The organism is Pseudomonas sp. NFIX28 (genome assembly GCF_900107395.1).
Classification (GTDB): Bacteria; Pseudomonadota; Gammaproteobacteria; order Pseudomonadales; family Pseudomonadaceae; genus Aquipseudomonas.
In genome coordinates this window covers 465,645-489,837 of the sequence record NZ_FNPW01000002.1, presented here as the reverse complement: position 1 = coordinate 489,837, position 24,193 = coordinate 465,645, and the positions used below count along the sequence as shown (strand labels likewise).

At 64.5% G+C, this 24,193-nt stretch carries 19 protein-coding genes and 1 pseudogene; 7 read left to right on the top strand and 13 right to left on the bottom strand.

Annotated elements, in window-relative coordinates:
* Positions 1-475: 475 nt before the first annotated feature.
* Positions 476-1,774: an amino-acid N-acetyltransferase gene (argA, locus tag BLV20_RS05725; RefSeq protein ID WP_092298155.1), complete on the bottom strand. Its 1,299-nt coding sequence runs from the start codon at positions 1,772-1,774 to the stop codon at positions 476-478.
* Between the two features lie 146 nt (positions 1,775-1,920).
* The gene (gene argE / locus BLV20_RS05720) at positions 1,921-3,069 is read right to left on the bottom strand and encodes an acetylornithine deacetylase (protein WP_092298506.1); all 1,149 of its coding nucleotides are present in this window, start codon (positions 3,067-3,069) and stop codon (positions 1,921-1,923) included.
* A gap of 159 nt (positions 3,070-3,228) precedes the next feature.
* Here argE and BLV20_RS05715 point away from each other — a divergent pair, with 159 nt between their 5' ends.
* Complete coding sequence (locus tag BLV20_RS05715) at positions 3,229-4,596, top strand: CYTH domain-containing protein (RefSeq protein WP_092298152.1); 1,368 nt, start codon at positions 3,229-3,231, stop codon at positions 4,594-4,596.
* A 77-nt stretch (positions 4,597-4,673) separates the two neighbouring features.
* Here BLV20_RS05715 and BLV20_RS05710 read toward each other — a convergent pair whose 3' ends face one another.
* On the bottom strand, positions 4,674-5,144 hold the full coding sequence (locus BLV20_RS05710) for an Lrp/AsnC family transcriptional regulator (RefSeq protein WP_007928270.1): 471 nt from the start codon (positions 5,142-5,144) through the stop codon (positions 4,674-4,676).
* Positions 5,145-5,268: 124 nt separating this feature from the next.
* Between BLV20_RS05710 and BLV20_RS05705 the strand changes: the two genes are divergently transcribed.
* The 4 genes and pseudogenes from BLV20_RS05705 to BLV20_RS31985 all read left to right on the top strand — a co-directional run bounded on the left by BLV20_RS05705 (position 5,269) and on the right by BLV20_RS31985 (position 9,176).
* The gene (locus BLV20_RS05705) at positions 5,269-5,589 is read left to right on the top strand and encodes a hypothetical protein (RefSeq protein ID WP_092298149.1); all 321 of its coding nucleotides are present in this window, start codon (positions 5,269-5,271) and stop codon (positions 5,587-5,589) included.
* 128 nt (positions 5,590-5,717) lie between these two features.
* Positions 5,718-7,496 (top strand): type IV pilus assembly ATPase TfpB, encoded by a 1,779-nt coding sequence (locus tag BLV20_RS05700; protein ID WP_092298145.1) that lies wholly within the window; start codon positions 5,718-5,720, stop codon positions 7,494-7,496.
* 72 nt (positions 7,497-7,568) lie between these two features.
* Positions 7,569-8,321 (top strand): annotated as a pseudogene (locus BLV20_RS31990) (HAMP domain-containing protein); the annotation flags it as partial.
* On the top strand, positions 8,313-9,176 hold the full coding sequence (locus BLV20_RS31985; RefSeq protein ID WP_371914298.1) for a methyl-accepting chemotaxis protein: 864 nt from the start codon (positions 8,313-8,315) through the stop codon (positions 9,174-9,176). The pseudogene BLV20_RS31990 and the gene BLV20_RS31985, both read left to right, overlap by 9 nt.
* A gap of 55 nt (positions 9,177-9,231) precedes the next feature.
* On the opposite strand, the gene BLV20_RS05690 is transcribed toward BLV20_RS31985, so the two are convergent.
* Complete coding sequence (locus tag BLV20_RS05690; RefSeq protein WP_092298139.1) at positions 9,232-10,203, bottom strand: hypothetical protein; 972 nt, start codon at positions 10,201-10,203, stop codon at positions 9,232-9,234.
* A gap of 206 nt (positions 10,204-10,409) precedes the next feature.
* On the opposite strand from BLV20_RS05690, the gene BLV20_RS05685 reads away from it, so the two are divergent.
* Entirely contained in the window at positions 10,410-10,727 is a 318-nt protein-coding gene (locus tag BLV20_RS05685; RefSeq protein WP_092298136.1) for a DUF2388 domain-containing protein, read from the top strand.
* Positions 10,728-10,804: 77 nt separating this feature from the next.
* Here BLV20_RS05685 and gcvP read toward each other — a convergent pair whose 3' ends face one another.
* Positions 10,805-13,678: an aminomethyl-transferring glycine dehydrogenase gene (gene gcvP, locus BLV20_RS05680; RefSeq protein ID WP_092298133.1), complete on the bottom strand. Its 2,874-nt coding sequence runs from the start codon at positions 13,676-13,678 to the stop codon at positions 10,805-10,807.
* 170 nt (positions 13,679-13,848) lie between these two features.
* Here gcvP and BLV20_RS05675 point away from each other — a divergent pair, with 170 nt between their 5' ends.
* Positions 13,849-14,988 carry a DegT/DnrJ/EryC1/StrS family aminotransferase gene (locus BLV20_RS05675; protein ID WP_092298130.1) on the top strand — a complete coding sequence of 380 codons (1,140 nt, stop codon included), beginning with the start codon at positions 13,849-13,851 and terminating at the stop codon, positions 14,986-14,988.
* Positions 14,989-15,051: 63 nt separating this feature from the next.
* On the opposite strand, the gene gcvH is transcribed toward BLV20_RS05675, so the two are convergent.
* The 8 genes from gcvH to BLV20_RS05635 form a co-directional block, all read right to left on the bottom strand.
* Complete coding sequence (gene gcvH, locus BLV20_RS05670; RefSeq protein WP_092298127.1) at positions 15,052-15,435, bottom strand: glycine cleavage system protein GcvH; 384 nt, start codon at positions 15,433-15,435, stop codon at positions 15,052-15,054.
* 51 nt (positions 15,436-15,486) lie between these two features.
* On the bottom strand, positions 15,487-16,569 hold the full coding sequence (gene gcvT / locus BLV20_RS05665; protein WP_092298124.1) for a glycine cleavage system aminomethyltransferase GcvT: 1,083 nt from the start codon (positions 16,567-16,569) through the stop codon (positions 15,487-15,489).
* Between the two features lie 156 nt (positions 16,570-16,725).
* A complete protein-coding gene (locus tag BLV20_RS05660; RefSeq protein WP_092298121.1) occupies positions 16,726-18,342 on the bottom strand; it encodes an ABC transporter permease in 1,617 nt (538 codons plus the stop codon).
* Between the two features lie 89 nt (positions 18,343-18,431).
* On the bottom strand, positions 18,432-19,433 hold the full coding sequence (locus tag BLV20_RS05655) for an extracellular solute-binding protein (protein WP_092298118.1): 1,002 nt from the start codon (positions 19,431-19,433) through the stop codon (positions 18,432-18,434).
* A 187-nt stretch (positions 19,434-19,620) separates the two neighbouring features.
* Positions 19,621-20,838, bottom strand: a complete 1,218-nt coding sequence (locus tag BLV20_RS05650) for a 2-octaprenyl-3-methyl-6-methoxy-1,4-benzoquinol hydroxylase (protein ID WP_175540145.1) — start codon at positions 20,836-20,838, stop codon at positions 19,621-19,623.
* 121 nt (positions 20,839-20,959) lie between these two features.
* Positions 20,960-22,147, bottom strand: coding sequence for a 2-octaprenyl-6-methoxyphenyl hydroxylase (gene ubiH, locus BLV20_RS05645; protein WP_092298112.1), 1,188 nt, complete (start codon positions 22,145-22,147; stop codon positions 20,960-20,962).
* Positions 22,144-23,478, bottom strand: a complete 1,335-nt coding sequence (gene pepP / locus BLV20_RS05640; protein ID WP_092298109.1) for a Xaa-Pro aminopeptidase — start codon at positions 23,476-23,478, stop codon at positions 22,144-22,146. Before pepP ends, ubiH begins: the two co-directional genes overlap by 4 nt.
* 27 nt (positions 23,479-23,505) lie before the next feature.
* Positions 23,506-24,063 (bottom strand): YecA/YgfB family protein, encoded by a 558-nt coding sequence (locus BLV20_RS05635; protein WP_009051406.1) that lies wholly within the window; start codon positions 24,061-24,063, stop codon positions 23,506-23,508.
* Positions 24,064-24,193 lie beyond the last annotated feature (130 nt).

The window sequence follows — 24,193 nt, the reverse complement described above, 5'->3', positions numbered from 1 at the left end:
ACTCAGGCCCAGGGTCTGATGCCCCGGGTCCATTGGTGGGCGATTAGCGCCAGAGCGTGACCTATAAGTCAATCGTAACTAACTGTGTCTACGACCAAGGTCTAATCGCGGTGATCTGCTTCGTGCAGGGTAATGAATTCCTCATAATCCCAAAAAGAATTACTTCATCCTTTTTCATACGATTCTGGAATATATCCAGGCGCACCTGCTTGAGCCGTGGCACAAGGTATCGGCGCTCTTTCTGATTCCTGAATGGTATTTGCACGCTGATCTTTAGATCGATCAGTTACAACTAATGCCAGATACGCCAATCAGTATCGAAAAGGCGACGCGATAATGGCCAAGCGCGGATACTCCCGTCAATTTGTTACAGTTTTTATATTGCGCGCATGTATTTTTTCGAGATCAAACCGCATGGGATTTCGAAAATAAAAAACCCGCTCCTGTCAAGAGCGGGTTGGCGGAGGGAGGAGGCTCAGAGGGCTTTTTCGAAGATTTTCGAGTTGCGCTGGTAGTTGTACAGCGAGGCCCGCGCGGAAGGCAGGCGCTCGACACTGCTGGGTGCAAAACCGCGTTCGCGGAACCAGTGGGCGGTACGGGTAGTAAGCACGAACAGGGTTTTCAGGCCTTGGGCCCGGGCCCGGGTTTCGATCCTTTCCAGCAATTCGTCGCCGCGACCGCCGTGGCGGTATTCCGGATTCACCGCCAGGCAGGCCAGCTCCCCGGCATCGGAGTCGGCAATCTGGTAAAGCGCGGCACAGGCGATGATCATGCCTTCGCGCTCGACCACGCTGAACTGCTCGATCTCCCGTTCCAGCACCTCGCGGGAACGCCGCACCAGGATCCCCTGCTCTTCCAGCGGGCTGATCAAATCCAGCAAACCGCCGACATCCTCGATGGCCGCCTCGCGGACCAGTTCGAACTGCTCCTGGGCCACCAGCGTACCGCCGCCGTCACGGGTGAACAGTTCGGTCAGCAGCGCGCCGTCTTCGGCATAACTGACGATATGGCTGCGCCCTACTCCACCCCGGCAAGCTTCTGCCGCGGCATCCAGCAGCTCCGCCTGATAATTGCTGCCCAGGCGCTGCAAATGCGCTGGCACCTGCTGCGGACGCAGCTCGCGCACCAGGTTGCCGTGCTCATCCAGCAGGCCACGCTCGGCGCCGAACAGCAGCAGCTTGTCGGCCCCCAGGTCGATGGCCGCGCGGGTGGCCACGTCTTCGCAGGCGAGGTTGAAGATTTCCCCGGTCGGCGAGTAGCCCAACGGCGACAGCAGCACGATCGAGCGTTCGTCCAGCAGGCGGTTGATGCCCTTGCGGTCGACCCGGCGCACTTCGCCGGTGTGGTGATAGTCGACGCCTTCGAGCACGCCGATCGGCCGGGCGGTGACCAGGTTGCCGCTGGCGACCCGCAACCGCGAGCCCTGCATCGGCGAGGACGCCATGTCCATCGACAGCCGCGCTTCGATGGCGATGCGCAATTGGCCGACGGCATCGATCACGCATTCCAGGGTCGCCGCATCGGTGATGCGCAGGCCGTGGTGGTAATGCGGGGTCAGGCCACGAGCGGCCAGGCGGGCTTCGATCTGTGGACGCGAGCCATGCACCAGCACCAGGCGCACGCCCATGCTGTGCAGCAATACCAGGTCGTGGACGATATTGCCGAAGTTCGGATGCTCGACACCGTCGCCGGGCAGCATGACCACGAAAGTGCAGTCACGGTGAGCATTGATATAAGGAGAAGCGTGACGAAGCCAATTGACGTATTCGGGCATAACCTGAGCCTGTAAATAAGAAGCAGCCTATAAAAGGACGAAACGGGAAAACGCACAGCGGGCTGGTGGTTATCGTCGGAACAGGCTTGGCGACACGCTCGCTCTCCTTCAGGTACGGGCTTGAACGCTGGCGATTTAGGGAAAAATCAGGCCGGCGTCAGGCAGTAATGGTTAATCAGTTCACGTAATAGATGCACGGTAGGCTGCAAGCGTGACATTTCGAGGTATTCCCCCGGCTGGTGAGCGCAGGCGATATCGCCCGGGCCCAGCACCACTGTCTCGCAGCCAAGGCGCTGAAGATAAGGCGCTTCGGTGCCGAACGCCACTGCTTCGGCGCGATGGCCGGTCAGGCGCTCGGCCACCCGCACCAGTTCGCAGTCTTCAGGTTGCTCGAAGGCCGGCGCTTCGGGGAACAGCGGCGCATAGTCGATCTTCACCTGATGCCGCTCGGCCACGGGCGCAAGCTTCTGCCGGATGGCCGCCCGCAGCGTCTGCGGGTCCATGCCCGGCAGCGGCCGCAGGTCGAATTCCAGCGAGCACTGGCCACAGATGCGGTTCGGGTTGTCGCCACCGTGGATACACCCAAGGTTCAGGGTCGGCTGCGGCACGCTGAACTGCGGGTTACGAAATTCGCGCTGCCACGCCAGGCGCAGGCCGCGCAGTTCGCCGATCGCGTCGTGCATGGCTTCCAGGGCACTATGGCCCAGGCTCGGGTCGGAGGAATGGCCACTGCGCCCGAGAATATCGATGCGCTCCATCATCACGCCTTTGTGCATGCGGATTGGCTTGAGCCCGGTCGGCTCGCCGATCACCGCGGCGCGCCCCAGAGGCCGGCCGGCCTCGGCCAGGGCCCGGGCGCCGGCCATCGAGCTTTCCTCGTCGCAAGTGGCGAGGATCAGCAAGGGCTGCTTGAAGGGTTGATCCAGCAGCGGCCGGACCGCCTCGATGACCAGGGCGAAAAAGCCTTTCATGTCGCAGCTGCCCAGGCCGACCCAGCGGCCGTCGACTTCGGTGAGCTTCAGCGGGTCGGTCTGCCACAGCGCGCCGTCGTAGGGCACGGTATCGCTGTGCCCGGCCAGCACCAGGCCGCCGGGGCCGCTGCCGAAACTGGCGAGCAGATTGAACTTGCCCGGGCTGACCTGCTGGATCTCGCAGGCAAAACCCAGGTCGCCAAGCCAGCCGGCCAGCAAGTCGATCACCGCGCGATTGGATTGGTCCAGCGCCGGCTGGGTACAGCTGACCGAAGGTGTGGCAATCAGCGCAGCGAACTGCTCTTTCATGGACGGCAATGGCATGCGCTGGCTCCCGGGCTCCAAGATGAGGTCCATCATAGAGCCATCCTGCGACAGGAATAAACCGCCACGGCACCTCGACGCGGCGAGTCCTGTACACTGCACGACCTTGGCAGCCACACATTCCCCCCGGCTGCGCTCCCGATCCTGGATTTTCCGGCCATGCAGAAAGAAACCGAAATCAAACTCCGCGTCAGCCGCGAAACCCTTGCCGCCCTGCGTGAGCACCCGCTCCTGAAAAAACGCAACAAAAGTGGCTGGGAACACCGTGAACTGATGAACCAGTACTTCGACACGCCCGAGCGCGACCTGGCCCGCGCCAAGGTCGCCCTGCGCCTGCGCCGCGACGGCGAAGAAGTGATCCAGACCCTCAAGACCCGCGGCCAGAGCGTCGCCGGCCTGTCGGAACGCAACGAATACGACTGGCACCTGGCCAAAGCCAAGCTCGACCTGAAGAAACTCGACGGCGAATGCTGGCCCGAGCAACTGGCCGAGCTGGACAAGAAGACCCTCAAGCCGATCTTCACCACCGATTTCGTCCGCGAGCGCGCGGAAATCGCCTGGGGCCGCGGCAAGGCCAAGGTGGTGATCGAAGCCGCTCTGGACCTGGGCCACGTGATCGCCGGCAAGCAGAAGGAAGAAATCTGCGAGCTGGAGCTGGAACTGCGCGAAGGCGAACCGGCCGCCCTGCTGGAACTGGCCGCCGAGCTGGCCGCCACCTTGCCGCTGATGCCGTGCGACATCAGCAAGGCCGAGCGCGGCTACCGCCTGTTCGATGCCAACAGCTACTCCCTGAGCCTGCCCGCTCCCGAGCTGAGCGCGCAGATGCCGCTGGACGACGCCTTCGCCGCGCTGACCTGGCACCTGCTGGGCAGCAGCCAGCGCCTGGCCGAGCAATATCGCTTCAACGGCCACTGGCGCCTGCTGCAGGACTGGGTCGATAACCTGGCGGAACTGCGCGCCCTGGTCAGCAGCCTGGGCCAGGCCGCGCCACGCCAGGCGACCGCCGAACTGCGTGCGTCGCTCGATGGCCTGCTGGAAGACTGGCGCCCGCTGGTGCAGGCCGGTCTCGACGACGAAGACGTGCGCAAGGCCGCGCCGGAGCAGTTCATCGAAGAGCTGGAGGACGTGCGCTGGGGCCTGTTCTCGCTGAACACCTCGCGCTGGTTGCTGGCCCGCAGCTGGACCGCCGAACGCAACACCCGCGGCAACCGCCAGGGCGCGGCGCAACTGGGCAGCTGGTTACCGCGCCTGTTGGCCGACGAAGCCAGCTCCCTGCAACTGCCCCGCTACCAGCAGCAACCGGAAGACCTGGCCGAGCAACTGCCGCGCATCGAACGCATCCAGGCCTGGCTGCATCATGCGCGCAACGTGCTGGAAATCCCCGAGCTGGATCGTCTGTACGGCGAGCTGAACAAGCTGGTGCAGCTGGCTAACGAGCCGATCACCGACGAAGCCCTCGACGCCCGCAAGCAACAGGCAATCACGGTGTTCCAGAACCGCGCGTGGAAGACCCTGCTGCGCATGTAAGGGCTCCATGCACACGCTCGCTCCTGCCCTGCAGGAGCGAGTTGGCTGGCCATGGCGCCAGCCGCTTCAAGCCATCTTCAGCGCAACACCGGCAAGCTGGTGGTCGACTTGATCTCCGACAGCGCCACGATCGAATTCACTTCCTGGATCCCCGGCACCATCGACAGTTTCTCGAAGAAGAAACGCTCATACGCCTCGATGTCCGCCGTGACGATACGCAACAGGAAATCCACCGCCCCCATCAGCACATAACACTCCAGCACCTCCGGAAAACCGCGGATCGCCTCGGTGAACTCGGTGAAGTTGGAACGGCCGTGGGCGTTGAGTTTGACCTCGGCGAAGATCTGCGTGTTGAGGCCGATCTTCTTGCGGTCGAGCAAGGTCACCTGGCCACGGATCACCCCTTCCTCCTTGAGCCGCTGGATCCGCCGCCAGCAAGGTGATTGCGACAGCCCCACCTGCTCGGCGATTTGCGCGCTGGACAAGGAAGCGTCCTCCTGCAGCAGCGCCAGGATGCGGCGGTCATAAGCGTCCAACTCGCTATGCATAGATATTCCTCAATAACCTATTAACTCGAATCATATTATTCGTCAGATTGGAAAATACCTTCATCTTAGATAAGAAATACCCCGGACCGAATGTAAAAATTTCTCCACTTTTCTGGAGAATCCCATGCCCCTTCTCGAAGCCGTCCCCTCCCGCGCCGATGTGTGGAATGTCGCCAACGCCCATTGCCGGGTGCATTACCAACTGGTCACCGACGCCGAGGCCGATGTGCTGTGCCGGGTGCTCAATCATTTCGCCCTGCAATCGCTGCTGCCGCAGCAGGTCCGGGTGCAGCGCCAGGACGCTTCGCTGCTGATGGAAGTGGTGCTCGACGGCCTCAGCTGGCACCGCGCGCAAGTCATCGCGGAAAAATTGCGCAACCTGATCAGCGTGTGTTCGGTCCAGCTGCAACTCGCCGAGCGCGAGCCGTTGCAGGCCGCCGGCTGAGGGCATCCGGCAAAATCCGGCAACGCTTGGGCGACTGACGGTGGTGATCCGGGGACTATTCTTGGCATTGCGTGGTCAGAGGCATCTATCCAACCCGCCTGCCGCCGGATTGTTCATAAGGAGCCCGCATGTCCGTTCCCCTCGTTACCCAGGACCGCTGGCTGGATCTCAACGATCTGCTGCGCGACCTGGTCGCCCAGGGTTTCATCAGCCAGGACTCGGCCGAACACGCCCTGACCACACGCCGCAACGCCGCCAACAGCCAATTGCACCCGCTGGAATTTCTCGCCAGCCAGCACCTGGACGACCGCCGCCGGCCCGGCAAACGCCTGGACCTGGAAAGCCTGACCCTGTGGCTGGCGCAACAGGCCGGCCAGCCGTACCTGCGCATCGACCCGCTGAAAATCGACGTCGCCGCCGTCACCCCGCTGATGTCCTACGCCTTCGCCCAACGCCACAAGATCCTCGCGGTCTCGATCGACGCCGAAGCCGTCACCGTGGCCAGCGCCCAGCCTTACGTCAGCGCCTGGGAAGCCGACCTGACCCACGTGCTGAAACTGCCGATCAAACGGGTGGTGGCCAACCCGGTGGAAATCCAGCGCCTGACCGTTGAGTTTTTCCGCCTGGCCAAGTCGGTCACCGGGGCCAGCGCCGACCAGAAGACCAACACCCCGGGCAACTTCGAACAGTTGCTCAACCTCGGCGCCAGCGATCAGGAGCCCGACGCCAACGACGCGCACATCGTCAATATCGTCGACTGGCTGTTCCAGTACGCCTTCCAGCAGCGGGCCAGCGATATCCACATCGAACCGCGCCGCGAGCAAGGCACGGTGCGCTTTCGCATCGACGGGGTGCTGCACAACGTCTATCAATTCCCGCCCCAGGTCACCATGGCGGTGGTCAGCCGCCTGAAAAGCCTGGGCCGGATGAACGTCGCGGAAAAACGCAAACCGCAGGACGGCCGGGTCAAGACCAAGACCCCGGAAGGCGGCGAAGTGGAATTGCGCCTGTCGACCCTGCCCACCGCCTTCGGCGAGAAGATGGTCATGCGTATTTTCGACCCCGAGGTACTGCTCAAGGACTTCGACCAGTTGGGCTTCTCCAGCGACGACCTGCGGCGCTGGCAGGAGATGACCCGCCAGCCCAACGGCATCATCCTGGTCACCGGCCCCACTGGTTCGGGCAAGACCACCACCCTGTACACCACCCTGAAAAAACTGGCGACGCCGGAGGTCAACCTCTGCACCATCGAGGACCCGATCGAGATGGTCGAGCCGGCGTTCAACCAGATGCAGGTCCAGCACAACATCGACCTGACCTTCGCCAGCGGCGTGCGCGCCCTGATGCGCCAGGACCCGGACATCATCATGATCGGCGAGATCCGCGACCTGGAAACCGCGGAGATGGCGATCCAGGCCGCGCTTACCGGCCACCTGGTGCTGTCGACCCTGCACACCAACGACGCGCCCGGCGCCATCAGCCGCCTGCTGGAACTGGGCGTCGCGCCTTACCTGATCAAGGCCACGCTGCTCGGGGTCATGGCCCAGCGCCTGGTGCGCACCCTGTGCCCACACTGCAAGACCCCGCTGGCGCTGGACGAAGGCGACTGGCAAAACCTCACCAGGCCCTGGCAGGCGCCGCTGCCCAGCCATGCCCATGGCGCCACCGGCTGCCTGGAATGTCGCGATACCGGCTACCGTGGCCGCGCCGGCGTGTATGAAATCATGCAGTTGAGCGACAGCCTCAAAGCCCTGATCAGCGCCGACGCCGACCTGCTCGCCATCCGCCGCCAGGCCTTTTCGGAAGGCATGCGCAGCCTGCGCCTGTCCGGGGCGCAGAAAGTCGCGGCCGGGCTGACCACCCTCGAGGAGATATTGCGCGTCACGCCACAAAGCGAGCAGCGCTAAGGCCTGCCGCCAGCCGGTTTGCGTGGCCCTGGGCTACGCTTAGCCACAGGTCCAGGCGAACAGGGAGTGAGCATGAACATCCGGCAGAAAATGATCACCTGCGGAGCGGTCAGCGTGCTGGCCATCGCCCTGGTGGGCAGCATCGGCTGGTGGGGCCAGGCCCGCCTGGAACAAGCGCTAGCGGACAGCCAGCTGAACGCCAGCGCGCTGCGCAATCATCTGGAAGCCGACATGATGCACGACGCCCTGCGCGCCGATGTGCTGGCGGCCTTCGCCAGCCAGCCGGGTACCGCCGGCGAGGGCGAGCAGATCAGGAACGACTTGCGCGAACACGGCGACTGGTTCCGCAAGGTCCTCGCGGAAAACGCCAAATTGCCCCTGGCACCGGACATTCGCCAAGCCATCGGCGAACTGCAGCCAGTGCTGGAAAATTACATTGGCGCCGCGGAAAAAATCACCGAACTGGCACTGCGCGACCCGGTCGCCGCCCGCGCGGACATGCCGGCGTTCGCCATGAGTTTCAGCGAGGTGGAGCGCCGCAACGAAGCCCTGAGCAGCAAGATCGAAAGCAGCACCGCCCAGGCCCGCGAAGACAGCGAAAAAGCCGTGCACCAGGCCGGTGGGTGGCTGATCGGCGGCAGCCTACTGGCCGTGCTGACGCTCTGCCTGCTGACTCGCCGGTTATTGCATTCGGTACTGCGCCCCCTGGAAAAATCGGTCGCCACCGCCCGCGCCATCGCCCAGGGCAACCTCAGCCAGCCGATCAGCATCGACAGCGACGACGAGGCCGGGCAACTGCAAAAAGCCTTGGGTGAGATGCAGGCCAACCTGCGGGACATGATCACCACCATCCGTCGCGAAAGCGAAGGCCTGCAAGGCACTTCCCACAACCTGAGCCAGACCTCCCAGGGCATCGCCAGCGGGGCCAGCGAGCAGGCCCACGGCGCGAACAGCATGGCCGCGGCCATGGAGCAGATGATCAGCAACATCGCCCAGGTGGCCGAGCACGCACGCAATGCGCAGGATATTTCGGCGCAATCGGAAGCCCTCGCCGGCAGCGGCGGCCAGGTCATCCTGGGGGTGGTCGACGGCATGGCGCACATTGCCGAGGCGGTCAATCAGTCGTCGCAAAGCATCACCGCGCTCGGCCAGTCCTCGGAGGAAATCAACTCGATCATCCAGGTGATCAACAGCATCGCCGAACAGACCAACCTGCTGGCGCTGAACGCCGCGATCGAAGCCGCTCGCGCGGGCGAGGCCGGCCGTGGGTTCGCCGTGGTCGCCGACGAGGTCCGCGGCCTTGCGGCGCGCACGGCGCAATCGACCCGGGAAATCACCGGCATGATCGAGCGCATCCGCGAAACCACCGCCCAGGCGGTGCGCAGCATGCAGACCGGGGTCAGCCGGGTGAACGACGGGGTGAACATGGCCCAGCAGGCCGGCACCTCGATCAACGAAATCCGCGAAGGCGCGCAACGCTCGGCGCTGATGGTCGAGGAGATTTCCCACACCATCGGCGAGCAATCCAAGGCCAGCAGCGAAGTGGCGCAACAGGTGGAAATGATCAACCAGGTGGCACAACGCAACAGCCAGGCCATGCATGAACTGGCGACGACGGTCGAACACATGGAACGCTCCGTCGCCACCCTGCAGACCTCGGTGACGCGCTTTCAGTTGTAAGACAGAGGCTGGGCCGCCCTCCAGGGGGCCCGCGATGACAGCACGCAGCGGCCCGCTACCAGTCGGCGACACCCAATCCGGCATTGGGCTTGATCCACAGCACTGCGCCGTTATCACGGCGTTGCTGTATCGAGCGCCCAGCGTCGAGCGTTTCCCCCGTACGCAAGTTTTGCGCGCAGTCCGACTGGCTCGGGCTGAACATCAGGGTCCCCGGCGCGTCCTGGCGAACCCTCATGCCGCGGGGGTAGTGCCAATCGCCCAGGGTCAGGTCTTGCGCCAGTTGCCCGTTCCAACGTCCGGGTTGCCGTTGCTCGTCGAGGTCCAGGCTCAGGTTCGACAGCGCTATCCCCTGGATAACCACCGCCGGTGAAGCCAGGCCGATGCGGAACCTGCCGTCGTACTGCCTGACCTCGCTGGAGTCCGGCCACTTCACCCCTGCCACATCGGCCCCGGTCACCAGCCTGCAGGCAGAGAAACGCCAGCGACTGGGTTGCAAGCGGTCCTCGTCGGCAATGTCCAGCGTGACCCAGGTGCCGCCGGCGCAGGGCCAGCCCGCAACCACCTGGTCACGGCTCAGCAGCATCTTTGAGGAAGAGCCGCTGCCGTACATCTGCAACTCTGTAACCTCCACGCCGTTGATGGTGTGTGGCGCAGCGAACTCGGCGTAAACAAGGCTGCGCAGGCCGTGGGGTTGCGGCTGGCCTTGTGCATCCAGAGGTTCGAGTGTTCGCAGATACAGCTTGGCACCCGCGGGCAATTGCAGGCCATCAAGCTGTACGTCCTGCTCAAGTTGCGGGTGGTGCGCCTTATTCAGTTGGTCGTCGCGGTGGATTTTCCACAGCACGCACACCACGATAATTGCGCATACCCCGGCAAGCGCGCCGAAATGCCGGGGCTGACGACGCATCCGCTGCCGGCAGGCCGGAATGAGCAAGGCAATCAACAGCAAGGGTAGTCCGATAAAGGACAGCAAGACCAGGTTCAGCAGGGTTCCATACATCATCGCGCCAACAATCAAGGCAAGCATCCGTGCAGTCGAGAAGCCGCCCATAGTGGCAAACGCCGTCCCTGCGTGCCAGCACCTTGACTCGATAGCGAGGTGCAGCAGTCGCGCCTGAAGCGGCCTTTCAGCCCCTGCCCCGGCAGGCTAAAGCTTGTTGGCGCAGCAGGGAACTCAATCAGGCCAGGTCCTATCAAAGGACTCAGTTTTCCCCCTAGTTGGAGTCACCCACCATGCGTTTCAAAACAGCTGTCGCCACCCTGGCCCTGCTTTCCCTGCCTGTAGGTTCGGCAATGGCCGACAGTTTCTGGCGTAACGTCCTTTCTTCCGGCGCCACCACCGCTTCCACCTACCTGACGTTCAAGGACCACAAACTGATCATTGCCGCGCAGGATGACGCCGGCAGCTTCGTCGCCAGTGAAGGCAGCATCCGCGGTCCGTACCTGGAAGCAGCCATGCAGAAAGTCCGTGCCGATAACCCGGGCCTGCAAGCGACCGACATGGAGCTGGCCAACGCGATCCTGGCGAAGAACGCCGTCGCCCAGCAGTGACCGCCGGCCTGTAGCCAGGCCGCCGCGATAAAAAATGCCGCTCCCTGGAGCGGCATTTTTTTGCCCGCCGTCCAAGCTCAGCGGTAGGCATCCACCGGCACGCAGGCGCAGAACAGGTTGCGGTCGCCGTAGACATTGTCGACCCGGTTCACCGTCGGCCAGTACTTGTGCGCCCTGGCGTGGGGGCTGGGGACCACCGCCTGCTCGATGCTGTAGGGCCGCTCCCAGACGCCGGCGATGTCCGCCAGGGTATGGGGCGAACGCTTGAGCGGGTTGTCTTCGGCCGGCCAGTTGCCTTCCTGGACCTGGGCGATCTCGGCGCGAATGCTCAGCATGGCCTCGATAAAACGGTCCAGTTCGGCCTTGGACTCGCTTTCGGTGGGCTCCACCATCAACGTGCCCGGCACCGGAAACGACATGGTCGGTGCATGAAAGCCGTAGTCCATCAGGCGCTTGGCCACGTCCTCTTCGCTGATGCCGGTCTGCGCCTTGAGCGGCCGCAGGTCGAGAATGCATTCATGGGCGACCCGGCCGTTGCGCCCGCTGTAGAGCACCGGAAAAGCGCCGCTGAGGTGTTCGGCCAGGTAGTTCGCGGCAAGGATCGCCACCTCGCTGGCATCCGCCAGCTGCGGCCCCATCAGGGCGATGTACATCCAGCTGATCGGCAGGATGCTCGCGCTGCCCCAGGGCGCCGCGCTGACCGCGCCGTTCTGCGGCAGCGGCCCGTCGATAGGCACCACCGGGTGGTTGGCCACGAACGGCGCCAGGTGCGCCCGCACACCGATAGGCCCCATGCCCGGGCCACCGCCGCCGTGGGGAATGCAGAACGTCTTGTGCAGGTTCATGTGGGAAACGTCGGCGCCAATGTCGGCCGGCCGCGTCAGCCCGACCTGGGCATTGAGATTGGCGCCGTCCATGTACACCTGGCCGCCGTGGCTGTGGATCACTTCGCAGATCTCGCTGATGCCCTCCTCGTACACGCCGTGGGTCGAAGGGTAAGTGGCCATCAGGCATGACAGGTGGCCGCCCGCAATCTGCGCCTTGTCCTTCAGGTCGTGCAGGTCGACGTTGCCGGCGTCGTCGCAATCGACAATCACCACCTGCATGCCGGCCATCTGCGCCGAGGCCGGGTTGGTGCCGTGGGCCGAGGCGGGAATCAGGCAGATATTGCGCTCGCCCTGCTGGCGGCTCTCGTGATATTTGCGGATCGCCAGCAGCCCGGCGTATTCGCCCTGGGCCCCGGAGTTGGGCTGCATGCAGATCGCGTCGAAGCCGGTAATAGCGCACAGCCAGCGCTGCAGCTCGTCGATCATCAGCGAATAGCCCAGGGCCTGCTCCGGCGGGACAAAGGGATGCAGGTTGGCGAAGCCGGGCCAGGTAATCGGGATCATCTCGCTGCTGGCATTGAGCTTCATGGTGCAGGAGCCCAGCGGGATCATCGACTGGTTCAGCGCCAGGTCCTTGTTCTCCAGTTGCTTGAGATAACGCAGCATCTCGGTTTCGCTGTGATGGCTGTTGAATACCGGGTGGCTCAGGTAAGACGTGCGGCGCAGCAGCTGCTGGGGGATGCCGCCCACCAGGGTTTCAGCGTCCAGTTGCGTGACGTCCAGCCCGTGGTCGGCGCCGAGGAACACGTCGAACAGCCGGGCGACGGTGTTTTCGTCGCAGGTTTCATCCAGGCTCAGGCCCAGGTGCCCGCGCCCAAGGATCCGCAGATTGATCTGCACGGCCTTGGCGCTCTCGATGATCGCCGTCTGGCTACCGCCGACCTCCAGCGTCAGGGTGTCGAAGAATTGCCGGTTCAGCCGCACGATGCCCTTGCGCTCGAGGCCGGCGGCGAGGATGCAGGTCAGGCGATGGACGCGCTGGGCGATGCGCCGCAAGCCTTCCGGGCCGTGATAAATGGCGTAGAAACTGGCGATATTGGCCAGCAATACCTGGGCGGTGCAGATGTTGGACGTGGCCTTCTCGCGGCGGATGTGTTGTTCGCGGGTCTGCAGGGCCATGCGCAGCGCCACGTTGCCCCGGGCATCCTTGGACACGCCGATGATCCGCCCCGGAATCGCCCGTTTGTACTCCTCGCGGCTGGCGAAGAACGCCGCATGCGGGCCGCCGTAGCCCATGGGCACGCCAAAGCGCTGGGACGAACCGAACACCACGTCGGCCCCCAGTTCGCCCGGCGGTGTCAGCAGCAACAGACTCAGCAGATCGGCCGCCACGCAGGCCAGCGCGTGCTGCGCATGCAGGTGGTCGATCAGCGGCCGCAGGTCGCGAATCTCGCCGTGGGTGTCCGGGTATTGCAGCAAGGCGCCGAATACCTGGTGCCGCTTGAGGTTGTCCAGAGTGTCGATCACCAGTTCGAAGCCGAACCCCTCGGCGCGGGTCTGCACCACCGAGAGCGTCTGCGGGTGGCAGTTCTGGTCGACGAAGAACAGATTGCTCTTGGACTTGGCCACCCGCTTGGCCAGGGCCATGGCCTCGGCGGCGGCCGTCGCTTCATCCAGCAGCGAGGCGTTGGCCAGCTCCAGGCCGGTGAGGTCGATGGTCAATTGCTGGAAATTGAGCAGGGCTTCGAGCCGGCCCTGGGCGATTTCCGGCTGGTAGGGCGTGTAGGCGGTGTACCAGCCAGGGTTTTCCAGCACGTTGCGCAGGATCACCGTGGGGGTCAAGGTGCCGTAATACCCCATGCCGATCAGGCTGGTCCAGACCTGATTCTGCTCGGCATAACCGCGCAATTTGGCCAGCGCGGCCTGCTCGTCCAGCGCCGGCGGCAAGTCCAGCGCCTGGTTGAAGCGGATGCCCGGCGGCACGGTCTGTTCGATCAGCTCGACCCGGCTGCCCAGGCCCAGGCTGTCGAGCATCGCTTGCTGCTCGGCGGCGTCGGGCCCGAGGTGACGCCGCAGAAAGGCATTGGGATCGCGTAACTGGCTCAAGGACGGCAACTGGGACATGACGGGCTCTCTCTCAGGCGGCGCTCGGCGTCGATGGAACACGGTCAAAGCAGCATAGCAGCCGATCCCGGACGCCGACGGTGGCACCCGGGGCGAACCGGTAGCATGATGCGACTCCGGCGCGGCACGCCGCCCGGCCTCGACTTCCGCTTATCGGGTATCCCATCGTCATGAGCCAGCTGCCTTTCCTGCCGTTTTCCAAACCCACCATCGATGAAGCGACCATCGCCAGCGTCGGCGAAGTCCTGCGTTCGGGCTGGATCACCAGCGGGCCCAAGGTCCAGGCCTTCGAGGCGCAACTCTCGCAATATTGCGGCGGGCGCCCGGTGCGCACCTTCAACTCCGGCACCTGCACCATGGAGATCGCCCTGCGAATCGCCGGCATCGGCCCGGGCGATGAAGTCATCACCACGCCGATCTCGTGGGTGGCCACGGCCAACGTGATTCTCGAAGTCGGCGCCACCCCGGTATTCGCCGACATCGACCCGGTTACCCGCAACATCGACCTGGCCCAGGTGGAAGCGGCCATCACGCCACGGACCAAAGCCATCATTCCGGTGTTTCTCGCCGGCCTGCCGCTGGACATGCCGCGCCTCTACGCCCTGGCGCGCAAGCACGGCCTGCGGGTAGTGGAAGATGCCGCCCAGGCGCTGGGCTCAAGCTGGAATGGCGAGCGCATCGGCGCCGGCGGCGACCTGGTCTCGTTCAGCTTCCAGGCCAACAAGAACGTCACCTGCGGCGAAGGCGGCGCCTTGGTGCTGAACACCGCCGAAGAGGCCCGGCTGGCGGAGAAATACCGCCTGCAGGGCGTGACCCGCCACGGCTTCGACGGCCTGGACGTGGATGTGCTGGGCGGCAAATTCAACATGACCGACGTTGCGGCCGCCATCGGCCTGGGCCAGTTCGCCCACCTCGAGACCCTCACCGCTCATCGCCGCGAGCTGGCCCGGCATTATTTCGCATGCCTGGGCAGCGACTTCGAAACCCGCTACGGCGCCCAGCTGCCGCCGGCGGACTTCAGCAACAGCAACTGGCATCTGTTCCAGCTGGTCTTGCCGGAACGGCATGACGGCCGGCCGGCGCGAGCGACCTTCATGGAGCAGATGCAGGAACGCGGAATCGGGATCGGCTATCACTACCCGCCGATTCATTTGCTGAGCCTGTACCGCGAACGCGGTTTCAAGGAGGGGATGTTGCCGGTGGCGGAACGGGTGGGACGGTTAATCGTTTCGTTGCCGATGTTCACGGCCATGAGCAAGGACGACGTCGAGCGTTCGGTGGCGAGCGTGAAACACGTGTTGCAGCGGTAAATGCAATCGCCAGCCGGCCCGCTCCCCTTGCTGGAGCGGGCCGGCCGGCGATCGATGCAAGGCTTATTCGCCGATGGCAGCCTGGTACCCGGCAGCGTCCAGCAGCTTGTCCAGGTCGGCGCCATTGCTTGGCTTGAGCTTGAAGATCCAGGCGCCGTACGGGTCGCTGTTGAGCAGCTCCGGGCTGCCGCTCAGGTCTTCGTTGACCGCGATCACTTCGCCGGCCACTGGCGCGTAGATGTCGGAAGCGGCCTTCACCGACTCCACCACACCGGCCTGGTCGCCAGCGCCGAAGACATTGCCGACTTCGGTCAGCTCGACGAACACCACGTCGCCCAGGGCTTCCTGAGCGTGGTCGCTGATGCCCACGGTCACGGTGCCATCGGCTTCCAGACGGGCCCACTCGTGACTTTCGGCAAAACGCAGGTCAGCAGGGATATCGCTCATGTTCTGTGTCCTCAAGAAGAAATGTCAGCGGCAGATCCCGCCGAAAATAAGTTAGATCAAGGTTTTGCCATGACGCACGAAGGTCGGTTTGACCACCCGGACCGGGTACCACTTGCCACGGATTTCCACTTCGGCACGGTCGGCGGTCGCCATCGGCACCCGCGCCAGTGCGATCGATTTGCTAAGCGTAGGAGAGAAACTACCACTGGTGATCTCTCCTTCGCCAACATCGGCGATGCGAACTACCTGATGGGCACGCAACACGCCGCGTTCTTCCAGCACCAGGCCGACCAGTTTGTGCTTCACCCCGCCCGCGCGCTCGGCTTCCAGGGCGGTGCGGCCGATGAACCTGCGCGACGCCGGTTCCCAGGCGATGCTCCAGGCCATGTTGGCCACCAGCGGTGAAACCTCCTGGTCAATGTCCTGGCCGTACAGGTTCATGCCGGCTTCCAGGCGCAGGGTGTCGCGGGCGCCGAGGCCGATCGGCGAGATACCCGCGCCCACCAGATCGTTGAAGAACGCCGGGGCCTGCTCGGCCGGCAAGACGATTTCCAGGCCATCCTCACCGGTGTAGCCGGTGCGCGCGATGAACCAGTCGCCGTCGGCCTGGCCTTCGAAGGGCTTGAGTTGCTGGATCAGCGTGCCGCGCGACTGGGTCACCAGTTCGGCGATCTTGTGCCGCGCGTGAGGCCCCTGGATCGCCAGCATCGCCAGCTCGGAGCGCTCATGCAGTTGCACCTGGAAAGCGCCTACTTGCGCCTGCATCCAGGCGATGTCCTGGTCACGGGTGGCGGCGTTGAACACCAGCCGATAACCGGCTTCGGTGCGGTAGACAATCATGTCGTCGACGATACCGCCGTGCTCGTTGAGCATGGCGCTGTACAAGGCCCGGCCGGGGCTTTGCAGGCGTTCGACGTCGTTGGCCAGCAGGTGCTGGAGCCAGGCCTTGGCCTGGGGGCCGTCGACATCGATCACGGTCATGTGGGATACATCGAAAACCCCGCAATCGCGTCGCACCTGATGGTGCTCCTCGACTTGCGAGCCGTAATGCAGAGGCATATCCCAACCGCCAAAATCGACCATCTTCGCGCCCAGGGCGAGATGAAGGTCATACAGAGGCGTGCGCTGTCCCATGGGTTTCTCCTTCCGGGCGTGGCGAAGGTGCGGACGGTCGCCGTATGAGCTGAAAGCCTTGAAATACATGGCTATCAGACAATTCAAAAGACCCGATCAGAAAGATCTACCGCACCGAATGCCGCGCATTGTAGCCGCAAGGTGTGGCACTGGCACCTAACCGATTCGATGAGCGGAGCGCCGGATAAGGCCGATCACCGGCAGCAGTCCCACCAGGACCAGGGTCAGGGCCGGCAACGCGGCGCGCGACCACTCGCCCTCGCTGGTCATCTCGAAGATCCGCACCGCCAGCGTGTCCCAGCCGAACGGGCGCATCAGCAAGGTGGCGGGCATTTCCTTGAGCACATCGACGAACACCAGCAACGCAGCGCTCAGGGTGCCGGGCAGCAAAAGCGGCAGATACACTTTGAAAAACAGTCGTGGCCCGCTGACCCCCAGGCTGCGCGCCGCTTCCGGCAACGACGGGCGGATGCGCGCCAGGCTGCTTTCCAGCGGCCCGTAGGCCACCGCGATAAACCGCACCAGATAGGCCAGCAGCAAGGCCGCGAGGCTGCCCAGCAGCAGCGGCTTGCCCGCCCCGCCAAGCCAGCCCGACAGCGGAATCACCAGCTCGCGGTCCAGATAACTGAAGGCCAGCATGATCGACACAGCCAGCACCGAGCCCGGCAAGGCGTAACCCAGGTTGGCCAGGCTGACGCCGGAGCGGATTGCCCGGGTCGGTGCCAGGCGTCGGGCGAACGCCAGCAGCAGGGCCACGCTGACCGTGATCAGGGCCGCCATGGCGCCCAGGTACAGGGTATGCAGGATCAGCCCGGCATAACGCTCGTCGAGGTCGAAACGGCCGCGCTGCCAGAACCACGCCACCAGTTGCAGCAGCGGAATGACGAAGGCGCAGGCGAACACCAGCGCACACCAGCTGGTGGCCGCCAGGGCCTTGAACCCACGCAGGTGATACAGCGCCTTGCCTCGCGGACGCTCATTGCCAGTGCGGCTGGCGCCACGGGCGCGACGTTCGCCGTACAGCACCAGCATCACCGCCAGCAGCAATAGGCTGGCCAGCTGCGCGGCGCTGGACAGGCTGAAGAAGCCATACCAGGTCTTGTAGATGGCGGTGGTGAAGGTATCGAAGTTGAACACCGCCACCGCACCGAAGTCCGCCAGGGTTTCCATCAGCGCCAGGGCCACACCGGCGCCGATCGCCGGCCGCGCCATGGGCAGCGCCACGCGCCAGAACGCCTGCCAGGGCGTCTGCCCAAGCACCCGCGCGGCCTCCATCAGGCCTTTGCCCTGGGCCAGGAAGGCAGTGCGCGCCAGCAGATACACATAGGGGTAGAACACCAGCACCAGAACCAGGATCACCCCGCCGGTGGAACGCACCCGCGGCAGGCGCAGGCCAGTGCCGAACCATTCGCGCAGCAGGGTCTGCACCGGGCCGGAAAAATCCAGCAGGCCGACAAAGACAAAGGCCAGCACATAGGCCGGAATCGCAAAGGGCAGCATCAGCGCCCAGTCCAGCCAGCGGCGCCCGGGAAACTCGCAGAGGCTGGTCAGCCAGGCCAGGCTCACGCCCAGCAGCGTCACGCCCACGCCGACGCCCAGCACCAGGGTCAGGGTGTTGCCCAGCAGGCGCGGCATCTGGGTGTCCCACAGGTGCGACCAGATCTGCTGGTCGACCACCTGCCACGACAGCAGCAGCACGCTCAGCGGCAGCAGCACCAGGGCGGCGACGGCAAAGACCAGCGGGTACCAACGACGTTGGGCGGGATGGGCCACGAAAGACTCTCGAGCGAGGTGGGATCAATAAATGGCGGAGCGGATAAACAAAACGCCCCGCAAAGGCGGGGCGCAGTATAACCAGCGGATCAGTTCCAGCCAGCACGGTCCATCAGGCGAATGGCCTCGGCCTGGCGCTTGCCGGCCACTTCCACCGGCAGGGTGTCGGCCACGAACTTGCCCCAGGCGGCTACTTCGGCGGACGGCGGCACGCTTGGGTTGGCCGGGAATTCCTGGTTCACGTCGGCGAAGATTTTCTGCGCTTCTGTAGTGGTCATCCACTCCACCAGCGCCTTGGCGGCTTCCGGATGCGGTGCATGCTTGGTCAGGCCGATACCCGACAGGTTGACGTGCACGCCGCGGTCGCCCTGGTTCGGCCAGAACAGTTTGACCGGCAGGTCCGGCTTCTGCTTGTGCAGGCGGCCGTAGTAGTAAGTGTTGACGATGCCCACGTCGCACTGGCCGGCGTTGATTGCCTCGAGCACCGCGACGTCGTCGGAGAACACGTCGGTGGACAGGTTGTTGACCCAGCCCTTGACGATTTCTTCGGTTTTCGCCGCGCCGTGGGTTTCGATCAGGGTGGCGGTCAGCGACTGGTTGTAGACCTTCTTCGCCGTGCGCAGGCACAGGCGGCCTTCCCACTGCTTGTCAGCCAGGGCTTCGTAGGTGCTCAACTCGGACGGTTTTACCCGCGCGGTGGAATAGGCGATGGTCCGCGCCCGCAGGCTCAGGCCGGTCCAGGCGTGCGAGGCGGCGCGGTATTGCAGGGGAATGTTGGCATCGATCACCTTGGAGGTGAACGGCTGCAGGATGCCCATCTGCTCGGCTTGCCACAGGTTGCCGGCATCGACGGTGAGCAGCAGGTCGGCGGTGGCGTTCTCGCCCTCGGCCTTGATCCGCTGCATCAGCGGCGCTTCCTTGTCGGTGATGAATTTAACCTGGACCCCGGTTTTCTGGGTGTAGAGATCGAACACCGGCTTGATCAGCTCGTCGATGCGCGAGGAGTAGACCACCACTTCGTCGGCTGCCTGAACAGTACCGTCAATGAGGGTGAGGGCCAGGGCAGTCAATAGACGCTTAGGTGCCAACATGGGAGCGGTCTCTCGAAATTAAAGGGAAGTAAATGATAAGGACTACTATTTAGCTTCTCAAACTGTACCGCCCGCGGAGGAGTAACGAGATGTTGCATAAACATCGAGCCGCGGCCGGGCCACCCGATTGCGAGCAAGCCGCGCCTGCAATGAAGCGCCGGGCCTGTTCGCGCCGGGGGTCCTTACATCAGGCCCTGGCCAGTTCCGGCAGGTCCCCGGTGAGGCCCAACGCCTGGCGCACGAACAGCGCCTTGGCCTCGGGTATCTGGTCGACCATTTTCAGCCCGGTGTTACGCAACCAGCGCAGCGGTAGCGGATCAGCCTGGAACAGCCGCTCGAAGCCTTCCATCGCCGCCATCAATGCCAGGTTGTGCGGCATGCGCCGGCGCTCGTAACGGCTGAGGACCTTGGTGTCGGCCAGGCGCTCGCCGCGACTGGCCGCCTGCAGCAGCACTTCGGCCAGCACCGCGGCATCGAGGAAGCCCAGGTTCACTCCCTGCCCGGCCAGCGGATGAATGGTGTGGGCCGCGTCGCCGATCAGGGCCAGGCCTTCGGCCACGTAACGCTTGGCATGACGCTGGCGCAACGGCACGCAAAGCCGTGGATCGGCGCTCAACACCGCGCCCAGGCGTCCCTCGAAAGCGCGCTCCAGCTCCTGGCAAAAGCTGCTGTCGTCCAGGGCCATCAGGCGTTCGGCCTCGCTGGGCGTGGTCGACCAGACGATCGAACACCAGTCGTGCTGGCCGTCGCGCTCCAGCGGCAGGAACGCCAGCGGGCCGTTGTCGGTGAAACGCTGCCAGGCGGTCATCTGGTGCGGCTCGGTGCAGCACACGCTGGTGACGATGGCGTGGTGCAGGTAATCCCATTCGCGGGTGGCGCAGCCGGTCAGGCGCCGGACCGCCGAATTGGCGCCATCGGCGGCGATCACCAGCGGTGCGCGCAGGCTACGGCCATCGGCCAACGTCAGCAGCCAGTCGTCGCCGGAGCGGCGCATCTGCTCCAGGCGCGCATTGGCCAAAAGGCCGATGTCGCAGTTGTGCAGGCGCTCCAGCAGGGCGTCCTGGACCACGCGGTTTTCCACGATGTGGCCCAGCGCCTCGGCGTGCACGCTGGCGGCCGAAAAGTGAATCTGCCCGGTGCCGCTGCCATCCCAGACATGCATCTCGGCATAGGGGCTGCTGCGCCGGCGGGTCACTCCTTCCCATACCCCCAGGCGCTCGAGAATCCGCTGGCTGGCCACCGACAAGGCGCTCACTCGTGGCTCGAACGGGGCCTCGGTGTCGAAGGGTTTGACTTTCAAGGGGCTGCCATCGAGCAGCAGCACTTCCAGGCCGCTGTCCTGCAACGCCAGCGCCAGGGCGCTCCCGACCATTCCGGCCCCGACAATCAGCAGATCTGCACGCATTTCCATGCTTTAAGCCTGTCTCGCTAGCGGCTTGCACCGCAGGTAAAGGGTTTTGTCGAACCGCGCTGCGTGGCTGCCGACTCTGTGCAGGATTTCCATGCCCGGACGCGGGCTCAGTCGCTCACGCATCGGGACGGGTGCCCAGGCCCATGGCCTGGCGGGCGAACCAGCGCTTGGCCGGCGGCAGCAGGTCCAGGCCCAGCAGCCCGATATTGCGCCCCAGGGACACCAGCGGCAGCTTGCTGCCGAACAACCGGGTGACCTGGTCGGAGAAGCCCACGGTCAGGTCCTGGTCCAGGCGCTGTCGCTCGCGGTAGGCCTGCAAAATACTGAAATCACCTGGCGGCGTCGGGCTGACCAGCAAGGCATCGGCCAGCGCCTGGGCGTCGCGCAACGACAGGTTGAAACCCTGCCCGGCAATCGGATGCAGGCTATGGGCCGCGTTGCCCAGCACCACCAGGTGAGGACGCACCTGCTCCTCGGCCTCCACCAGCGCCAGCGGGTAAAGATGCCGCGCGCCGACCTGCTTCAGGGTGCCCAGGCGATAACCGAATACCCCCTGCAATTCGCTGAGGAAGCTGCGTTCGTCCAGCGCGGCCAGGCGCTGCGCGTCCATGCCCTGGCGGGTCCAGACCAGCGCGCAACGGTTCTCCGGCAGCGGCAGCAGGGCCATCGGCCCGTCGTCGGTAAAGCGCTCGAAGGCCATGCCGCCATGGGCTTCGCTCGGGGTAATGTTGGCAATCAGCGCGCTCTGGTTGTAAGGGCGCTTCTTCACCCCGATCCCCAGCTGCTCGCGCAGCCCGGAACGGCCACCGTCGGCCAGTACCGCCAGCTCGCAGTCCAGGGTGGTTTCGTCGTTGAGGGTCAGGCGGTAGCCGTCTTCCAGCGGCTCCATGCGCGTGACTTCGGCGGGGCAGCGCCAGCTGACCACGTCCTTGTCCAGCCCCTGCCAGAGGCATTGGCCGAGCCAGGCGTTTTCCACCACGTAACCCAGGGCGGGAACGCCCTCCTCCATGGCCGACAGCCGCGCGGTGGAAAACCGCCCGCGGTCGGAGACATGGATCTGCTTGATCGGCTCGGCGCGGCGGGAGATTTCCTGCCACACGCCCAACCGCTGATAGATCTGCCGCGCGCCGAACGATAGCGCCGAAGAACGCGCATCGTAGCTGGGCTGATAGCTATTGCCTGGAGCGAACGGCTCGATCAGCACGATCTTCCAGCCACGCTCCTTGGCGCCGGCCTGCAAGGCCAGGGCCAGGCTGGCACCGACCAGGCCACCGCCGATGATCGCCAGATTGACCCGGTTCATGCTGCGTGGCTCCGTGCGGCGGCCATCAGCGCCTCGATCTCGGCCACGGTTTTCGGCACGCCATGGGTGAGAATTTCACAGCCTTGCTTGGTTACCACCACGTCGTCCTCGATGCGCACGCCAATGCCGCGCCATTTCTTCGCCACGTTCTGATTGTCCGGCGCGATGTAGATGCCCGGCTCGACTGTCAGGGCCATGCCGACTTCCAGCACCCGCCATTCGCCGCCGACCTTGTACTCGCCGACATCATGCACATCCATGCCCAGCCAATGGCCGGCGCGGTGCATGTAAAACGCCTTGTAGGCTTCGCTGGCGATCAACTCGTCCACCTCGCCTTCAAGCAGCCCCAGCTTGACCAGCCCGGCGGTGATCACCCTGACGGTCGCTTCATGGGCCTGGTTCCAGTGCTTGTTCGGCGCGATCTCGGCAAAGGCGGCTTCCTGGGAGGCCAGCACCAGCTCGTAGATCGCTTTCTGCTCGGCGGAAAACTTGCCGTTCACCGGCCAGGTGCGGGTGATATCGCTGGCATAACAGTCGATTTCGCAACCGGCGTCGATCAGCACCAGATCGCCGTCCTTGAGCAACGCGTCGTTCTGTTGGTAATGCAGGATGCAACTGTTGCGCCCGGCCGCGACGATCGAGCCGTAAGCCGGCATTTTCGCCCCGCCCCGGCGGAATTCGTAGTCCAGCTCGGCCTCCAGGCTGAATTCGTACAAGCCGGCGCGGCTGGCCTGCATGGCACGAATATGGGCCTGGGCGGAAATCCGCGCGGCCTCGCGCATCACCTTCACTTCCGCCGCCGATTTATACAGGCGCATGTCGTGCAGCAGATGATCCAGGGCAACGAATTCGTTCGGCGGCTGGGCCCCCAGGTGCGCCTTGGAGCGGATCACATTGATCCATTCCATCAGGTGGCGATCGAATTCCGGATTGCTGCCCATGGCCGAATACACCCGGTCGCGACCTTCGATAAGGCCCGGCAGAATGTCGTCGATATCGGTAATCGGGAAGGCATCGTCGGCGCCGTAATCGCGGATCGCGCCCTCCTGGCCGGCCCGCAGGCCATCCCAGAGCTCGCGCTCGGCATTGCGCTCACGGCAGAACAGGATGTACTCGCCATGCTCGCGGCCAGGCATCAGCACGATCACCGCCTGGGGCTCGGGAAAGCCGCTGAGGTACTGGAAATCGCTGTCCTGGCGGTAGACGTGCTCGACGTCGCGATTGCGAATGGCCACGGCGGCGGCCGGCAGGATCGCGATGCTGTTGGGTTCCATCTGCGCCATGAGCGCCTTGCGGCGGCGGGTGTATTCCGATTTCGGGATATGGATCATGGGCAGACGGATTTCCCTATCGAGCGATCAGTGCAGAGAAGGCTTGGCGGCCGGTTCAACCGTCTTGTTGGTCTCGGTGAACAGCAGCAGCGGTGCGACCCGCAGGTATTCCATCACTTCCATATAGTCGCTTTCGCCGTCGTCGGACTCTTCCAGCGCGTCCTGTACCTGGGCGATCGCCGCCAGGTCCTGCAGCACTTCCGTGGCCTCGGCGCTCAGGGCGCTGCTGTCGCGGGAGTTCAGGCCGAAGCCGGTGAGGAAGCCCTGGCACCATTGACCCAGGGCGGCAGCGCGCTCGGCCAGCGGAGCATCGTCGGTCGGCAGCAGCAGAACGACAGTCATGTCGTCGCTGGTCAGCTCGCCCTTGACCATCTCCTGCAGGCCGATCAAGGCATTGCGGACATTGTCTTGCGGCTCGCCTTCGAGGAGCTCGGCGGCGTCGATCAGCCAGCCGTCGACTTCAAAGCCGGCGCCGGCGCAACTGCGACCCAGCAACAGGCCATGCAATTCGGCGGGCGAGACAGGGTGACCGCTGCTGCTGAGCAGGGTGGCGAAGGCGTTGTACGGGGAATTCTGAATGGGCATGGGCAGCTAGGCGCCAAGCGGCGCAATGTCTAGAATGAAGGTCTTGTATCCTAGCATCGGCAGACGCGCCAAGACCATCGAGGCCGTCAACTCGTTTGCCCAGGCAGTTGCCACTCATCAGACAAATCCA

What these genes read in the sequence shown, in the direction of transcription:
- argA (WP_092298155.1), bottom strand. Translation starts at nt 1,774, where the DNA reads ATGCCCGAATACGTCAATTGGCTTCGTCACGCTTCTCCTTATATCAAT.
- argE (WP_092298506.1), bottom strand. Translation starts at nt 3,069, where the DNA reads ATGCCATTGCCGTCCATGAAAGAGCAGTTCGCTGCGCTGATTGCCACA.
- BLV20_RS05715 (WP_092298152.1), top strand. Translation starts at nt 3,229, where the DNA reads ATGCAGAAAGAAACCGAAATCAAACTCCGCGTCAGCCGCGAAACCCTT.
- BLV20_RS05710 (WP_007928270.1), bottom strand. Translation starts at nt 5,144, where the DNA reads ATGCATAGCGAGTTGGACGCTTATGACCGCCGCATCCTGGCGCTGCTG.
- BLV20_RS05705 (WP_092298149.1), top strand. Translation starts at nt 5,269, where the DNA reads ATGCCCCTTCTCGAAGCCGTCCCCTCCCGCGCCGATGTGTGGAATGTC.
- BLV20_RS05700 (WP_092298145.1), top strand. Translation starts at nt 5,718, where the DNA reads ATGTCCGTTCCCCTCGTTACCCAGGACCGCTGGCTGGATCTCAACGAT.
- BLV20_RS31985 (WP_371914298.1), top strand. Translation starts at nt 8,313, where the DNA reads ATGCAGGCCAACCTGCGGGACATGATCACCACCATCCGTCGCGAAAGC.
- BLV20_RS05690 (WP_092298139.1), bottom strand. Translation starts at nt 10,203, where the DNA reads ATGCTTGCCTTGATTGTTGGCGCGATGATGTATGGAACCCTGCTGAAC.
- BLV20_RS05685 (WP_092298136.1), top strand. Translation starts at nt 10,410, where the DNA reads ATGCGTTTCAAAACAGCTGTCGCCACCCTGGCCCTGCTTTCCCTGCCT.
- gcvP (WP_092298133.1), bottom strand. Translation starts at nt 13,678, where the DNA reads ATGTCCCAGTTGCCGTCCTTGAGCCAGTTACGCGATCCCAATGCCTTT.
- BLV20_RS05675 (WP_092298130.1), top strand. Translation starts at nt 13,849, where the DNA reads ATGAGCCAGCTGCCTTTCCTGCCGTTTTCCAAACCCACCATCGATGAA.
- gcvH (WP_092298127.1), bottom strand. Translation starts at nt 15,435, where the DNA reads ATGAGCGATATCCCTGCTGACCTGCGTTTTGCCGAAAGTCACGAGTGG.
- gcvT (WP_092298124.1), bottom strand. Translation starts at nt 16,569, where the DNA reads ATGGGACAGCGCACGCCTCTGTATGACCTTCATCTCGCCCTGGGCGCG.
- BLV20_RS05655 (WP_092298118.1), bottom strand. Translation starts at nt 19,433, where the DNA reads ATGTTGGCACCTAAGCGTCTATTGACTGCCCTGGCCCTCACCCTCATT.
- BLV20_RS05650 (WP_175540145.1), bottom strand. Translation starts at nt 20,838, where the DNA reads ATGCGTGCAGATCTGCTGATTGTCGGGGCCGGAATGGTCGGGAGCGCC.
- ubiH (WP_092298112.1), bottom strand. Translation starts at nt 22,147, where the DNA reads ATGAACCGGGTCAATCTGGCGATCATCGGCGGTGGCCTGGTCGGTGCC.
- pepP (WP_092298109.1), bottom strand. Translation starts at nt 23,478, where the DNA reads ATGATCCATATCCCGAAATCGGAATACACCCGCCGCCGCAAGGCGCTC.
- BLV20_RS05635 (WP_009051406.1), bottom strand. Translation starts at nt 24,063, where the DNA reads ATGCCCATTCAGAATTCCCCGTACAACGCCTTCGCCACCCTGCTCAGC.